The organism is Rhodomicrobium sp. R_RK_3, from assembly GCF_002198715.1.
Lineage (GTDB): Bacteria > Pseudomonadota > Alphaproteobacteria > Rhizobiales > Rhodomicrobiaceae > R-RK-3.
The window spans coordinates 1-14,738 of the sequence record NZ_MWLK01000018.1; the positions used below are offsets into that span (position 1 = coordinate 1).

Genomic DNA, 14,738 nt, shown 5'->3' on the forward strand with positions numbered 1-14,738 from the left:
ACCAAGATCACAGGTCCGCAGCAACTGACCGATCCCCGCGCCATGCCGCTGAACGACTTCATCGAGGAGGTAATGACACTGCTCGAGGCGGGTGATCACGATCGAAGAGAAATTCTCGTGCAGCGGGCGCGCGGCGACCGCATGGCTGAGAAGCGGCTTCCTAGTCAGCGCGGTCGGCAGGAGATAGGCAAGGCGATCTACACGATCCCGGCCAATGTCGGCCAGGGAGATTGGAGCGTTGCGTTTTCTGCCGGATCTCATAGAAACACCCCATCTTGCATACACTTCAGTCCTGCGCAGAGTGATGTCGGCCCCCCGCTCCTGGAAGTCTACAGGACACTCGCGGATTCCTAGGGCCCTAGTGTCAAGCAAGCCTCCTGATGGCCTCCTAAGGTGTCATAAAGCCTCCTGTTCGCCCGGCGAGCGGTGCCCCCAGGTCGCAAGTGGAGGCCGGAAGTTATACCCGCTGGACGTTGCGAAATTCCGTCATTAGGGAAAATCGTTATTCCGTATTCTCGCTACTGCGGCCCTCCCAATTTCGCATTTTTGCTATTGCGGAGAGCCCAGATCCGTAAAGCCGCAACTCCGCAACTGCGAGGTTTGGGCGTACGATCCCAAGGCCGGCTGGACGGCGCAGCACGGCAAAAGCAGAGGCCATGGACCGGCTGATGGTCACCGCGGCCGGTGTGAACGAGCCGTCGCATCGGCGACGACACGCCGGGTCTATACCGGCAATGCCTATGCCAGCCATCAACGCCGGGCCATTTTTTCGGCTTGCGGCATCCGCAACGGCATCATGCGTCGCGCGCGCGGCAGCACAACTTAGGGCTGAATGATGGGCAACCGCCAACACTATTCGGCAACGACCCCATTTCAGAATCCGGGTGCTGCGTCAATGCGGCATTCCGCAATTGCGCATCTGCGCAATGTCAGGACCTTGGCAGGACCATATTGTGGCAAGATCTTGCTCCAGACATGATCAGGACCTTGTCAGGACCTTGTCAGGACCTTGGGGAAGCCGGGGAGGGGAGGCTCCCCAGGGAGGGCGGAACCTCGTTACGGCTCCCTAAATGCAAAGCCGAACTGCTCGTGGGCGACAGGCGTCGGGGTCGAACAAAAGACAAACCTATTGCCAGCAGCCAAATTCACACGGGTTAAGGCCCCCCCCGGTGAAGTCGAGATACCGGCTATGCCCGACCTGGTCACTCTACGCCGTAGAAACTGCTGCAGGACCATAGCGGCGCATTACGGAGCCATGGTCCTGGACCTTACAAGCATTTTTGGCGGCAATCGATAGATCCGACGGTGTTGAAAGGCCCAACATCGAGACTGTCATTGCGCATATGCGCATATGCGGAGGTGCGATAATCCGCTCATGCGGCCCCCGGATCTAAGCTCGTAGACCAAACGCGTCGACGCAATTACAACCTTGCCGATTGCCCGCTGGCTCCATGATCTGGCCAGTTTCGGGCGGTTATAAACCTCGATGCGGCATAGTGCGGTCGGTGCGGCAAAATGCGGAATAATGCGGGATGGTGCGGCGAAACATGCGGGCAAGATATGTGAAGATGGCCACCCGGCAAGCCGGTCACGCACTTCTACTCTTACTCGCTAAAGCTCGACGCCTGAGGGTGCCGTCCGGCAGCGGATGATGTTGCCAGGAGCTACATGAAGTATACGAGAACACGATAAGTACCACGCTTATTCGAGAGCCGTTGTGACCAACCAAATTCGAAGGCGGCGTGCCACGGCAGCTAAAAAACACGGATGAATTGGCAGGGAGTGTACAGGTTCCCGCTGCCGCAAAACGAACTTCAAACTCTCTGTTTTTACGGATTTAACTGCCGAACGCCCCGCCGATGCAGGCGCACGTGCGGACCGTGAAGTTTGACCATGCACGAGGGGGCGCCAGCTTGTGCAAAAGGCAACAGCCAGAGCCATTCAGGCCAGTAACCGACAACGAAATGACTTTCATGGCGTCTTGCAAGTCTCCTGATTGACCCAGTAGGCCGAACTTTAATTCCGCTTGGGGTATATCGTGCTGCTTGGCGATCACCAGCCCAATGAGCAGCACATAAACTATCTGTGGTTGGTGCTTCGGTCCTTTTCTCGCCGGCACTTTAGGATTCTCCAATGAGCGTAGGGCGGCTTGCCGTGCAGCTTCGGCCAGATGCCCCCCGGCCTTCAGCATCCGGGCTGTAGCCCCTGCTTCCCGCCGCTGCAAACGCCTTTTCTGTCAATCGGCGCCGAACTTTGACCCCGCGTATTGCCTCATCTGAGAATGTTACCGAACTCGGAGGCAGGGGCTGTGGTCGGGTCGGGCCCTGCATAGCCCGAGCCGTCCACAGCGCGGGGCGGTCTGGTCGGCGGCAGCGCAGCGGTGATCTGCTGCGCGGGCTTGGTTCGCAGCCCCCTCAGCAGGCGCTGCACGATAGAGTGCTGCCGCGGTCCAAACTGATCGGGATGCCGCTCGGTCAGCCGGCCGAGGATGGCCAGCGCCGTTAGCTGCGGCTCGGCGGCAAGCCAGTCCTCGATCGCGGCGAGGTGCGGGTCGAGCATGGAGGGCATCCGCACCCTGGTCTTGAGTGCTCCCTTGCGCGTCAGCAGCGGCAGGCACTCCGTTCAGCCCGTGGCCACGTCGACCATGGTGAGCGTCTGGATGAAGGAGCCCGCCACCGACGTGCCGCCATGCGCGACCATGTCGATCTCGCAAAAGCCAGGGGCTGGATCCTTCCAGTCATTGAAGGTCCGGATTGGAACCTCGCGGCGCACAGCCGAATAAAACCCGACCCGCCGCCTCCAGCCGCCGCTGGCCGCAACTTTGGTGGCGACCAGCAGCCGATCGATGGTCGCGGCACTCACGCCCAGGACAAGCGCCCGGCCTTGGCTGTCGAGCCTCAATCGGCCATGCGTCTCCAGCGCCGGGAGCAAAGCCGGGATCATCGCGACAAGCCGTTTGCCGCAAACCCGATCGGACGCTTCCCACAACGCAATCACCGCATCCTTGATCGTGGCGCCATATCGGCAAGCCCGCTGGCGCGGCTGATCCGCGGCCTTGCCGCCGACGCCGCGCAGCGCCCGGACCGCATGCTTGCGATGCCACCCCGTCACCGCGCAAAGCTCGTCGAGAATGCGCCCCTTCTCCCCCCGCGTGCCAGACCGGTAGCGTTCCGCCACCGCCGCCACAACCTCCCGCCGTGCACCCATGCTGATCCTGTCCGCCATCGGCGCCATCGAGCCGATTTGATGACCCAGCCCAAGTCCTGGCGGTCAGGTCTCGGGTAACATTTGCGATGAGGCAATCCGCCCCCGATCGGCGTCCAAGATTGACCCCGGTTCGACGCGCTTTTTCGACTGCCTGGCGCGGAGCTGTGGAGCGTAGCGGAACAGCGCAGAGCCAGGCAGGCGGTGTTCGGCTCAGGATCTGTTCTTGAAGCGCCAGCTGTCGTTGCCGGTCTCGATGATGTCGCAGTGATGGGTGAGCCGGTCGAGCAGCGCTGTGGTCATCTTGGCGTCGCCGAAGACGCTTGGCCATTCGGCGAAGGCGAGGTTCGTGGTAACGATGATAGAGGTTCCCTCATAGAGCCGGCTGATCAGGTGGAACAGCAACTGGCCGCCGGATTGGGCGAAGGGCAGATAGCCGAGTTCGTCGAGGATGAGGAGATCGACGCGGGCGAGGCCGTCGGCGATGCGGCCATGGCCGCCGAGCTCTAAACTGGGGAAAGTCCAGACAGTCGCGTGCGGGAAGCCTCGCCCCACGAGGTGGTCGTAAAGCCCTCCTCGGCGTCGGGATCCACCAAAAGATCGCGAACGTCGTTCGACTTCGACAAAGTCGTCACTTTCAACTCCATTTGCTAATATTGATCACACGCCGCCAACGGCGCTTGGCGCTGGCGCGAAATATCCACGATGCGGCAGTCTCAATCGGTGTTCAGCGAAACTTGCGGACCCGCTTTACGCGCCGTTCGTTGGCGCGCGCACGCCCGTCATGGTCTCGCACTACGACCAGAGTCGATCGGCGACGCTCACGCCGAGCGCCCAGGATTTCAGGCCGTAGGGCGCACGCCCCTCGTCAGGCACCACGGGCAGTCCTCCAGATAGACGCCGCCTTTGCCGTCCAGGTCTCGGCTGACGGCCGGCCTGTCCATCAGCCGCGACGGGCGTCGAGGCTAATGCGGCCGCCGCCGAAAGCAACGACGTGCAGCAGACCGCCGGCAATCGCGATGTTCTTGAAGAAGTGGATGAACTGGTTCTGGTCGCCGAGCACGCTGTGGAAGAACGCCGCGGTGACAAGTGAAAACAGCGCCAGCACACCCGCGACGGCGCGCGTGCGATAGCCCAGCAGCAGGGCGAGGCCGCCGGCGAGTTCCACGAACGTCGACAGGCCGAAAGCGACGCCGGGCATCGGCAGGCCGACGGACTGGATGTAGCCGATGGTCATAGCCGGCGCGGCGATCTTCGACAGGCCCGACAGCAAGAAGATGGCGCTGATCATGCCGCGGCCGACGAGCGGAACGAGCGTCGAGATCAGGTTGAAAGCCGCAGCGCTCGGAGCGTCGGCATAGGTCTGGGTATTCATCTCTTTAGATCCTTCATCTGAGTTGCAGTGGCCGTGTCCGGGCGTGAGAAGTCATGCCGCCGATCCGGAGACGGGCTCGGCTGCACGAAGGGGCTTGGAAGGTACGCGGAGCGCGGGAGCCGTAACGGCGGCGGCCCGCTTACCCGCCGCGAATGGTGATGAACGCCTTGCGCATCTCGCTGGCGAAAAGCGCCGGCTGCTCGAAGGCCGCGAAATGGCCGCCGCGATCGACCTTGTTCCAGTAGATGAGGTTAGGCCAGAGCGCCTGCGCCCAGGCCTTGGTCGTCGTGAAGATCTCACGCGGGAACACGGTTGCCGCCATCGGCAATTCGATGCGCCCGGCGTTCACGCCACGGCCGTTTCGCGCATTCTCCCAGTAGAACCGGGCGGCGGAGGCCGCTGTGTCCGTGAACCAGTAGATCGAGATGTCGTCGAGCATTTCGTCGAGGCTCAGGGCGTCTTCCGGATCGCCGCGGTTGTCGGTCCAGGCCTGGAACTTCTCGTAGATCCAGGTCGCCAGCCCGGCCGGCGAGTCGGCTAGCGCATAGCCGATCGTTTGCGGTCGGGTGGCTTGTTCGCGGAAGTATCCATAGCCATCGCCCGTGAAACGTTGGAAGGCCTCGATGGCGACCCGTTCCTCGGCCGTCGGGTGCTCGGGGAGGTGTTCGGGAATGACGAACTGCCAGTTCACATGCGCCGCGGCGAGGCCGGCGGGTTGCTGATGGGCCAGCGCATGCGTGACGCCCGATCCCCAGTCCCCGCCTTGAGCAACCCATCGGGTATAGCCAAGGCGTTGCATCAGGGTGGCCCAGGCGCGGGCCGTCCGCTCGACCGTCCATCCGGTCTGGCTAGGCTTGCCCGACCAGGCAAAGCCCGGGAGCGATGGGATGACGACGTCGAACGCGTCTTCGGCGCGGCCGCCGTAGGCGGTGGGATCGGTGAGCGGCCCGATCACCTTCAGAAACTCGACGACCGAACCTGGCCAGCCGTGCGTCAGGATCATCGGAAGCGCCTCCGGATGCTTAGACCGCACATGGATGAAGTGGATGCCCAGCCCGTCGATCTCGGTGCGAAAATGCGGGACCGCGTTGAGACGCCGCTCGAAGCGCCGCCAGTCATAGCGGTCGCGCCAATAGGCGATAAGCGCCTTGGCCTTATTCAGGGGCACACCTTGCGTCCAATCGGTCACGGTCTCCTTTTCTGGAAAACGAACCCTGCGCAGACGTTGCTTGAGATCGTCGATGGCCGCTTGCGGAACGGCGACGCGAAACGGGGTGACGGCGCCTGGCGCTGCCGACGTTACGGGCGCGCCAACGTCCGCGCGGACCTCCGATGAGAGGCCAGCCAGCGTGGCGACCGCCAACCCTTCGGCTAGGCTGCGTAGGGCCTGCCGGCGCGAGGCCGATGGGAGGTCGGGCGATAGTGGAGTGAACACAGGGCAACTCCTTGCTGCCGGGGCCCGCCCCTGGAGAGAGCGAGCGTGTTGTCGGGAATGCGGATCAAACCGCGGGGTGTGTGGTGGCTCGGCGAAACTCTTCCGATGCCTCATCGAGGAAGACGTAGAGCGCTGCGATCTTGCCATCGCGAACGATCACGACGTCCCAGCCGGTATATTCGGGGGGCTCGCCAATGGGCCCCGACCCCCAGGCCAGACGCCCGGCGTTATGGAGCACCTGTGGGGCGCCATGCGGCGTGTAGACGTAATGCGGATGCGTCGCCCGCAGGTCGCCGGCGAACTTGTCGATCGCATCGCGTCCGACAATCACGCCGGGCGGCACGTAGAGGACCGCGTCCTCCGCCCAGAGCGCGTCGATCGCCGCGCGGCGCCGCGCATCGTCGCTCTCGCCGAAGACCTCCTGGAGGTTTCGGTCGAGCAGTTGGCGGATACGCTCCGCCGATTCCGCAGACTGGATCATGATGGTCTCCTTGGAAGGGAGCGCGGCCTCGGGCTGTCACATCGCACCGAGGGCGGCCCGGTGATGGCTTAGATCTGGGCCTGACCGCCGTCGACGAAGAGCTCGACGCCGTTGATGAGGCCGGGGTCATCGGAGGCGAGGAACAGCACCGCCTTGGCGATCTCGTCGGGCTGGCCGACGCGGCCGGCGGGGATCAGGCCGGCCAGATAATCCCGGGTGCCTTGCGCCTGCGCGCCGCCGCCGAACAGCTCGTCCAGTCCGGCGGTGTCGGTGACGCCGGGGCTGACCGCGTTGACGCGGATATGACGATCCTTCAGGTCGAGCATCCAGTTGCGGGCGAAGTTGCGCACCGCCGCCTTTGTCGCGGAATAGACGCTGAATCCAGGGGTGCCGGAGATGCTGGTGGTGGAGCTCGTAAGGATGATGGACGCGCCGTCCTTGAGCGGCGGCAGCGCCTTCTGAACCGTGAACAGCACGCCCTTCACGTTGGTGTCGAACGTACTTTGATAGTGCTCCTCGGAGATGGCGCCGAGGGGGACCATCTCGCCGCCGCCAGCGTTGGCGAACAGCACGTCGATCTGAGCGTGCTTCTGCTGGATGGTGTCGTAGAGCCGGTCTATGTCGGCCAATTTCGACATGTCGCCCCGGACGGCGGTGACGCGGCCGCCGATCTGCTTCCCGGCGGCGTCGAGCGTTTCCTGCCGGCGGCCGGTGATGAACACCGAAGCGCCCTCGGCTGAGAACGCCTTCGCCGCGGCCAGGCCGATACCGCTGGAGCCGCCAGTCACCACCACGACCTTGTTGCTGAACCTGTTATTCATGGTCTGTCTCCTTGGGCGGCCGAGCGCCGGTGATGACGAAGAGATGCAGTCAGAACGATGATGCGTGTAGTCAGCGAATGTGGCACTTAGCGTTCTACTGGAGGAACGCTGATGCGGATCACCCTCAACGACTACGCCTACTTCGCCGACATCTTGACGCACGGCGCCTTGGCCGCCGCCGGGCGCGCCTTGCGCGACTCCAAGTCCAAGCTCAGTCGAACGATCTCGGGCCTAGAGGAGAAATTGGCGTTACGCCTTATCAGCGACCGAGCCTGCGGTTCATCATTCCGCGATCATCGCGGCGGCCATCTCCCAAAGCCGGTCCGCATTGCCCGGATCGAGCGCATAGGGCGCCACGCCCGCCGGCGGGTCGCTGCCGCGCTCGGTGACGCTGTCGGCCTCATTGCAATTGTCGAAATAGCGGCCGTTGACCCCGGCAAGACGCGGCGAGGCCGCCAGCAGAACCGAGGTCGCGGCGCCCTGCTGCGGGGTCTTGCGATAAGGCTCCGGGGTGCGCAGGCCGCCGGTATGACGCTGCAGATTGGTGGCGATGGCGCCTGGGTTCAGCGCATTGGACGTGATCCCATCGGCATGCCATTGGCGCGCGATGCCGACAGACAGCAGAATGCAGGCTGTCTTGGACTGGGCATAGGCGAGCAGCGGATGGTAGGGGATGAAACGGAAATCTGGATCGTCCCAGAACACCGGGGCGAACAGATTGCCGGTCGAGGCGACGGAGACGACGCGCGCATCCTGCGCCCGGCGCAGCCAGGCATGTAGCCCGGTAGTCAGCGCGAAATGCCCGACGAAGTTGGTGCCGAATTGCAGCTCGCGCCCCTCGTTGGTGCGCTGCAGGTCGGGCGGCGCCATGATGCCGGCATTGTTGACCAGCGCATTCAACGGCTTGTCCCAGCCGGCGACGAATGCGCGCACCGAGGCCAGATCGGCGAGATCGAGCGCGCGAACCTCGATCGCGTTGCTCCGCGTCGCTGTTCGCAGTTCCGCCGCGACGCTTTCGGCGGCATCGGGGCGGCGGGCCCCGATGGTGACAGCCGCGCCGGCGGCGGCCAGCGCGCGCACGGTTTCGATTCCGATGCCGCTGGCTCCCCCCGTCACGATGATAGTCTTGCCGGACAGATCAAGGCCATGCAGGACCTCGCTGGCAGTTGAGGAAAATCCAAAGTTCGTGGTGAAGGAAGCCATCTCGATCTCCGTTGCGGAAAGCGCGAAACGAAGATGGCACGCGATGAGTGTTTGTATTAGCTCTCGCATATGGCACGCAGTAATGAGCTTTATCGAACATTGTCCGATTTAACGCCGGCCGAATTGGCGGCTTTCGCCGCCGTCGCCCATCATGGCGGCTTCCGCGCCGCCGCGCGCGCCCTTGGGGCAAGCCCTTCAGCGCTGAGCCACGCCGTGGCGGGGCTGGAGGCGCGGCTGAATGTGCAGCTCTTCATCCGCACCACCCGAAATGTCTCGCTGACCGACGTCGGCAAGCGGTTCGTCGAGGCCCTCGTCCCCGCGCTTGCCCAGCTTGACCAGGCCGTTCGGGCAGTCAGCGGCTCGAGCGAACGCCCCTCCGGCTTGATCCGCATCAACGCTGCATCCGCCGCGACCGAGCAGATCCTGGCGCCGGTGGTGGTGCGCTTCCTGCAGGCCAACCCGGAGATGCGCATTGAGGTCGTCTCTGAAGGCAAATTGGTGGATATCGCACGCGACGGCTTCGATTGCGGCATTCGCGCCAAGGCGCTCGTGCCCGCGACTATGGTCGCCGTGCCGATCGGACCGGAGCTGCAGCATATCGTGGTCGCGGCACCGAGCTATCTGGCGGATGCGCCGCCGCTGAATTCGCCCGCCGACTTGGCGCTGCACCACTGCGTTCAGCTCCGCTTGCCCTCCGGCCGCCAGTATCGCTGGGAGTTCGAGCGGCATGGCGAGGCCCTCGCCGTCGATACGCGGGGCCGCCTGGAACTCGACAGTTCGCGGCTGATCCGCGAGGCCGTGCTGGCGGGGTTCGGCGTGGGCTATGTGTCCCTGTGGGTGGTGGAGGCGGATCTGGCGGGTTCCGCTCTGGTCCAATGTCTGGCCGACTGGACGCCGCCCTATCCGGGCCTTTGCCTGTATTATCCGCGCCACCGACATTTAAGCGCGGGCATGAGGGCGCTTATCACGTTCATCCGACAGGAAGTGCTGTTGTGACTTTTTCTTTGCCCCATGAGGAATGAACCGAAAGGCTCGTCGAGAGGTCGCCGAAGAAGGCCTCGATGACGCCTGACCTCCTCGTCGGTGATTGGCGCTATGCCGGGCCAGTCGTCGGTGAGCTTGATAGCAGTATCGTCGCCGCGCCGTCGCCAGACGGCGCGGGCTGGAGGCTTCTCAGAGCGGGAAATCGGGTCTGGACGATAGTTCGACCCAGCCCGCACGCGGCAAAAGGCCTGGAAACTCCGGGGATCAGATAGAACCCGGCGGCAGATGGCCGGGAGGCTTCCTCGGCTCTTGGGGGGGCTGGGCGGCACATACGGGGCTCCGCAGCCTGGGCACGTCGCTTTGGTAAAGAGCACGATCGTCCGGCGGCCCCATGGGCAGCCCTCGGCGCTGGCGATCTGCCATACGGAAATAGTCGTACCCAACTGAAGCGGATCCACCCGTGTGGCTCGGCCTGGGCCTGCAAGACAAACCTCAGCATGCTCGGCTTCGGCAAGCATGGCGCGACATCGCTCATAGAAAGCGAGGCCGGTGTCGGTGACGCGGATGCGGGGCGACCATGACGGCGACTGCACCCGTTAAAACGTCGGAAACCCGCCATCGACCTCCAGGTTGATGCCGTTCACGCCCGGATTGTCGAACAGGAACGCCGCCGCATGCGAAACATTGGCCATGGTCACCAGCGCGCGGCTGGCGGTGCGGCTGCGCAGCGTCTCCAGATAGGGCGTGGGTGCGTTTTCCCAGGCGGGACTGTCGGCGACGCCGCCGGGGTGCAGCGCGTTGATCCGGGTCGGTGAAAGTTCGGCCGCAAACGTCTGCGCCATGCTGCTGACAGCGCCATTCACCAGGCCGGTGGAGGTGGAGCCCGGATACCCCACACGGCGCGCGATGCCTCCCAGCACTACGATCGAGGCGCCGGCGTTAAAGCGGGGCATCAGCACCTTGATCACGGCGGTGTAGCCGACAACCTTGACGATCACGGCGCTGGTTCCGGTCGCGATATCGTAGTTCGCGAGCGTATTGCGATCGCGCTCCGAGCCGACTAGCGCGAGATGGTCGAGCGGGGCCAGGCCCCGCAATTGCCCTGCGATGCCGTCCGGCTTGGCGAGGTCGAGCGCCAAGCCCTCGTGCAGCGGTCCCAATTGCGCCGCGACCTCGCGGGCCCGGCCCGCATCCCGGCTGGTGACGATCACGGTTTCGCCCCGCTCGGCGAGAAACCGCGCTATCGCCAGGCCGATACCGGTGGACCCGCCGACCACCAATGCGCGCTTGCTGTCAGTCTTCATCGACTTTCTCCATTCATCTGCTGTGATTCAGGACGGCTTGCCTGATCGGCTTGGCCAAGCGCCTGTTGCATGCCGCCTGTGCCGCAGTCGAGCGGGCGGTCGTGATGCCGCGCGGCGTCGAGAACCTATCGTGCTGGCTGTGCGTCCGCCGCCGGAGGCCGGATCGTCAGCACGAAGACCGGAACCTTCTCATCCGGACCAAACGGCCCGGCGGCTTTGTTGCGGACTGGCGGAAGGCTCTTCAGATAGTCGGCGATCGCTTCGGCATCGGCTTTAGTGAGCCTGGCGAAGGCGCGCCAGGGCATGTTCGGCGACAGGATGCGGCCATCGGGACGGACACCGGTTTGCAGGGCCGTGATGATCTGCGCCTTGCTCCAGTTGCCAAGGCCCGTATCCTTGTCCGGAGTCAGGTTCGGCCCGACGAAAACGCCCATCTGCGGGATTTCAAAACCGACGTCGGAGCCCGCCAGGTGCCGCGAGGCGTCCGGCTTTCCAAAGAAGTAGCCGGGCGTGTGGCAGTCATTGCAGCCGCCGAATTCGACGAGATATTTGCCGCGCGCGATGCTGTCTTGCCTGGCGGTCTGCGCCTGGGGCGCGCCGCTTCCCAGATTCATGACGCAGGCCATGACGGCGATTGCTATATGGCGGATGGCAGCCTTGCTGAGAACATTCCATTTCATGTGATTTCAATCCTAAAACCGATGGCGAAGGGGCGCGCCACGTCAGTGCGTCCGCCTGCGCGCGCAGAAGCGGACGTTTCCCCATCCGCAACCAAGATAAAGAGTCAAAGCGGACGTTTACCGTCCGCGAATATGCGAGGCATGCTGCTGAACCGCGTCGCAGAGACGGTCGAGATCGGCTAGTTGCAACACATCGCTGCAGATGCCGATGGCTTTCGGCCCGATCTCCTTCACCGCGGCGTCAAGTTCGGCCGGACGGCGCCCGGTGACGAACACCCCGTGCGCCTTCTGCCGCGAACGGCTTGGCCACGGCAAGACGATGCCCGTCGCGCGCCCCGTAACCACCGCGACCCTGCCTTCGAGTTTCCCGCTCATCGCGCTCTCCATTGTGCTTCCACGAACCATTTCGGTGGTGGCAACTGAGATAAATTCAGGACGATGATGCGGGTAGTCCGCAGTTCTGATACCTTGCGTTCTATCAATGAAACGCCAGCCGGGCCGCATGCAGAACCTCAACGACGTCTATTATTTCACCGAGGTCATCGCGCATGGCGGCTTTGCGGCGGCCGGCCGGGCACTGCGCGTGCCGAAATCCAAGCTGAGCCGGCGGATCGCGGAGCTGGAAGCACGCCTAGGCGTACGGCTGATCGAGCGTACCTCGCGCCGTTTCCGCATCACCGAGATCGGTCAATCATTCTATGAGCACTGCCGCAGCGCACTGACCGCCGTCGAGCGCGCCGAAGCCGTCGTTGCGGCCAGCCAGAGCGAGCCGCGCGGACTGGTGCGCTTTTCCTGCCCGACGGGGCTGGTGGAAGTGGTGATGCCGGGGCTACCCGATTTCCTGCGGCTCTACCCTCGTGTGAGTGTGCAGATCGTCGCTATCGACCGCCCAGTGGACCTCATAGCCGAGCGCATCGACGTGGCCCTGCGCGTGCGATTGAAGCTGGACACCGATGCCGCTCTCACCATGCGCACGCTCGCGAAAAGCCGGCGCATCCTGCTGGCGAGCCCGGCCGTCGCGAACGCCTTGCCGGAGAGCGGAGACATCGCCGCGCTCGCCGCGCTGCCGACGCTGAGCACATCCGATTCGCTCGGTCCCGCCATCTGGAGGCTCGAAGGTGCCGATGGCGAGATCCGCAGCGTCACGCACGAGCCGCGCTTTTCCTGCGCCGACTTCACTTCCTTACGCGAGGCCGCAATCGCCGGCCTGGGCATAGCCCTGCTCCCGGATCACAACTGCGCCGAGGCGTTGCAGGCGGGCCATCTGGTGCGGGTGTTTCCCAACTGGCAGGCGCCCGAGGGCCTTGTGCATCTGGTGTTCACCACCCGCACCGGCCTGCCGCCACAGGTGCGCGCCTGGATCGATCATCTTGCCGTACGCCTGAGAAACACGGCGATCTTTACGGTGAGCCTCTAGCAATGGCCGGAGATCGATAGCGTTGCTCACACGGGCGCCAATATTCGATGGTGCGCGGCCGCAGATCTATTCGGCTTTGGGAATGCGGACCGACATGTCCTAAAGCTCGCCTGCGTTTGGACGCGAATTATGCGAGATGGCGGCAAATGTCTCTTCCTGCGGCGAAGCTGGAGCCACAGTCGCCGCCTCGGAGTCTCTTGTGCTCCCAAAGCCGGAGGTCGCGGCGCGTGGTCTAGCGTCTCTCAAGCGCCATACCGCCCAAACGGGGCTTTGGTCATCGACGCGACTCCCCAATGTGCAGGCGGACCGGCTATAGCCCACCTCGGGCAGGTCGGCATCACGAGGTGCGTTTGGTCGGCTTGGGCTGGAAAAAGCGGCCTCGGACAGTCGGGCCACGCCGGTGAGATTCTGCTTCGGGAGGTAGACCGGTCGAGCGCGATCGCCGCAATGTTTGTAGCGTCGACGCGACTCCGACGGTGTCGGCCGACGAGGCGCATGTTCGGCGATGCGATAGCAAGAGATGCGGTCGAGTCCCGAGGCGTCGACCGCATTGATGCTGGGCCGGTGGTCATTGCGCGGCGATCATACCCAGAGCCGGTTGCCCGTTCGGCAGCAATTCGTCGGGTGCGGAAGGTTCGCGATTATTGCAAACCGGCAGCAATGAGGCGAAACCGGAATCTGGTCGGCGGCAACGCCAAGGGTGACGCGGTCGCCAATGTCGCCACTTGATTTGGTCCGGTTGCCACCACAAACCTGCCGAGCAGAGGGATGACGCTGCTAACGTCCCGCGACCTTGACCATGCTCACTCCGTATGGCAATGTAATACGCGGTAATACGTCATCCGTTGAGGGCAACCACATGTCAAATGGCATATTCACCGTGCGCCTGCCGGAGGACCTGAAGGCCGAGCTCGACCTTCTCGCGAAAGCAACCAACCGCTCGAAATCCTATCTCGCCACCCGGGCGATCACCGATTACCTGCAGCGCAACGCATGGCAAATAAGGGAATTGCAGCAGGCAGGTCAAGAGGCTGACGAAGGCACGTTTGTTTCCGATCGGGCCGTTGACGCGTGGCTCGACAGCTGGGGCTCCGAGAATGAACTCGTTCCTCCTCAACCCGATGTGGTGATCAAGAAAAGGCGATGAAACTCGTCTGGCTGCCGCGCGCCGTCGCGGACTTGCAGGAGGTTCGCGCCTACATCGCGGAGCGCGATGCGCGAACCGCCCGTGCTGTTGCGCAAAAGGTCAGGACGCTGGTCGCGCGGCTGAAGGTCCACCCAGGCATGGGGCGCCCGACGGAAATCGACGATATCCGGAAAATCAGCGTACCTGGGCTCCCCTATCTTATTCCGTACCGAGTGCGAGACGATCGCATCGAAATTCTGCGGGTTTTTCATACCGCGCAAGACCAACCTGGCTCGTGGCACGAATAATGGAAAGGCGGTCGAACGTTGTGGGCAACGCCGTTCCCCGCTAGTCCTTGCACTACGAAAGCTCTAGGCAGCGCGCCCTTCTCATGAACAAGGGACATTGAAACCGGCCAACTGGCGCTCGGCACCTAACACCGAAGGCCGCCGCCTCGAAAGCCACGGTTTTCATCACCGGCGAGAGCGGCACCGGCAAGGAGGTCTGCGCGGATGCCATCCACTCATGCAGTCCGCGGCGCAACAAGCCGTTCGTGGCGATAAACTGCGCCGCCATTTGTCAATCGGCGCCGAACTTTGACCCCCGATCGGCGTCCAAGATTGACCCCGGTTCGACGCACTTTTTCGCCTGCCCTACTCAGGTATCGCGGGGCCTGCGGCTCGCAGGTCATCGGAATTAGGATCGGAA

Annotated in this window: 14 protein-coding genes and 5 pseudogenes; 7 read left to right on the top strand and 12 right to left on the bottom strand. The window is 63.7% G+C overall.

Going from position 1 to position 14,738, the window contains the following annotated elements:
* A pseudogene (locus BLEFHOIH_RS09580) lies at positions 1-354 on the top strand (hypothetical protein); the annotation flags it as partial.
* Between the two features lie 1,917 nt (positions 355-2,271).
* On the opposite strand, the gene BLEFHOIH_RS09585 reads toward BLEFHOIH_RS09580, so the two are convergent.
* From BLEFHOIH_RS09585 to BLEFHOIH_RS09615, 7 genes and pseudogenes are all read right to left on the bottom strand, one after another.
* Positions 2,272-2,559, bottom strand: a complete 288-nt coding sequence (locus BLEFHOIH_RS09585) for a hypothetical protein (RefSeq protein ID WP_125461641.1) — start codon at positions 2,557-2,559, stop codon at positions 2,272-2,274.
* Between the two features lie 63 nt (positions 2,560-2,622).
* Positions 2,623-3,225: a hypothetical protein gene (locus BLEFHOIH_RS09590; protein ID WP_125461642.1), complete on the bottom strand. Its 603-nt coding sequence runs from the start codon at positions 3,223-3,225 to the stop codon at positions 2,623-2,625.
* A gap of 192 nt (positions 3,226-3,417) precedes the next feature.
* Positions 3,418-3,696: pseudogene (locus tag BLEFHOIH_RS09595) on the bottom strand (ATP-binding protein); the annotation flags it as partial.
* 451 nt (positions 3,697-4,147) lie between these two features.
* The gene (locus tag BLEFHOIH_RS09600; RefSeq protein WP_088344809.1) at positions 4,148-4,579 is read right to left on the bottom strand and encodes a DoxX family protein; all 432 of its coding nucleotides are present in this window, start codon (positions 4,577-4,579) and stop codon (positions 4,148-4,150) included.
* Between the two features lie 139 nt (positions 4,580-4,718).
* Complete coding sequence (locus tag BLEFHOIH_RS09605) at positions 4,719-5,942, bottom strand: epoxide hydrolase (RefSeq protein ID WP_245296944.1); 1,224 nt, start codon at positions 5,940-5,942, stop codon at positions 4,719-4,721.
* A 136-nt stretch (positions 5,943-6,078) separates the two neighbouring features.
* Positions 6,079-6,495 carry a nuclear transport factor 2 family protein gene (locus BLEFHOIH_RS09610; protein WP_088344813.1) on the bottom strand — a complete coding sequence of 139 codons (417 nt, stop codon included), beginning with the start codon at positions 6,493-6,495 and terminating at the stop codon, positions 6,079-6,081.
* A gap of 68 nt (positions 6,496-6,563) precedes the next feature.
* Positions 6,564-7,316 (bottom strand): SDR family oxidoreductase, encoded by a 753-nt coding sequence (locus BLEFHOIH_RS09615; protein ID WP_088344815.1) that lies wholly within the window; start codon positions 7,314-7,316, stop codon positions 6,564-6,566.
* 111 nt (positions 7,317-7,427) lie between these two features.
* Here BLEFHOIH_RS09615 and BLEFHOIH_RS27225 point away from each other — a divergent pair.
* Positions 7,428-7,577, top strand: a pseudogene (locus BLEFHOIH_RS27225) (LysR family transcriptional regulator); the annotation flags it as partial.
* 21 nt (positions 7,578-7,598) lie between these two features.
* Here the strand turns inward: BLEFHOIH_RS27225 and BLEFHOIH_RS09620 are convergent.
* Positions 7,599-8,519: an SDR family NAD(P)-dependent oxidoreductase gene (locus tag BLEFHOIH_RS09620; protein WP_088344817.1), complete on the bottom strand. Its 921-nt coding sequence runs from the start codon at positions 8,517-8,519 to the stop codon at positions 7,599-7,601.
* Positions 8,520-8,618: 99 nt separating this feature from the next.
* Here BLEFHOIH_RS09620 and BLEFHOIH_RS09625 point away from each other — a divergent pair, with 99 nt between their 5' ends.
* On the top strand, positions 8,619-9,515 hold the full coding sequence (locus BLEFHOIH_RS09625; RefSeq protein WP_210191678.1) for a LysR family transcriptional regulator: 897 nt from the start codon (positions 8,619-8,621) through the stop codon (positions 9,513-9,515).
* A gap of 430 nt (positions 9,516-9,945) precedes the next feature.
* Here the strand turns inward: BLEFHOIH_RS09625 and BLEFHOIH_RS27230 are convergent.
* The 4 genes and pseudogenes from BLEFHOIH_RS27230 to BLEFHOIH_RS09640 form a co-directional block, all read right to left on the bottom strand.
* A pseudogene (locus BLEFHOIH_RS27230) lies at positions 9,946-10,078 on the bottom strand (LysR family transcriptional regulator); the annotation flags it as partial.
* 21 nt (positions 10,079-10,099) lie between these two features.
* Positions 10,100-10,807, bottom strand: coding sequence for an SDR family oxidoreductase (locus BLEFHOIH_RS09630; RefSeq protein WP_088344821.1), 708 nt, complete (start codon positions 10,805-10,807; stop codon positions 10,100-10,102).
* Between the two features lie 125 nt (positions 10,808-10,932).
* The gene (locus BLEFHOIH_RS09635; protein ID WP_245296963.1) at positions 10,933-11,421 is read right to left on the bottom strand and encodes a cytochrome c; all 489 of its coding nucleotides are present in this window, start codon (positions 11,419-11,421) and stop codon (positions 10,933-10,935) included.
* Positions 11,422-11,604: 183 nt separating this feature from the next.
* On the bottom strand, positions 11,605-11,862 hold the full coding sequence (locus BLEFHOIH_RS09640; protein WP_125461644.1) for a hypothetical protein: 258 nt from the start codon (positions 11,860-11,862) through the stop codon (positions 11,605-11,607).
* A gap of 106 nt (positions 11,863-11,968) precedes the next feature.
* Between BLEFHOIH_RS09640 and BLEFHOIH_RS09645 the strand changes: the two genes are divergently transcribed.
* From BLEFHOIH_RS09645 to BLEFHOIH_RS27235, 4 genes and pseudogenes are all read left to right on the top strand, one after another.
* On the top strand, positions 11,969-12,904 hold the full coding sequence (locus BLEFHOIH_RS09645; RefSeq protein WP_245296945.1) for a LysR family transcriptional regulator: 936 nt from the start codon (positions 11,969-11,971) through the stop codon (positions 12,902-12,904).
* Positions 12,905-13,763: 859 nt separating this feature from the next.
* Positions 13,764-14,051: a CopG family ribbon-helix-helix protein gene (locus tag BLEFHOIH_RS09650; protein ID WP_088344825.1), complete on the top strand. Its 288-nt coding sequence runs from the start codon at positions 13,764-13,766 to the stop codon at positions 14,049-14,051.
* The gene (locus tag BLEFHOIH_RS09655) at positions 14,048-14,338 is read left to right on the top strand and encodes a type II toxin-antitoxin system RelE/ParE family toxin (protein WP_088344827.1); all 291 of its coding nucleotides are present in this window, start codon (positions 14,048-14,050) and stop codon (positions 14,336-14,338) included. Before BLEFHOIH_RS09650 ends, BLEFHOIH_RS09655 begins: the two co-directional genes overlap by 4 nt.
* Positions 14,339-14,475: 137 nt before the next feature.
* Positions 14,476-14,607, top strand: a pseudogene (locus BLEFHOIH_RS27235) (sigma 54-interacting transcriptional regulator); the annotation flags it as partial.
* Positions 14,608-14,738 lie beyond the last annotated feature (131 nt).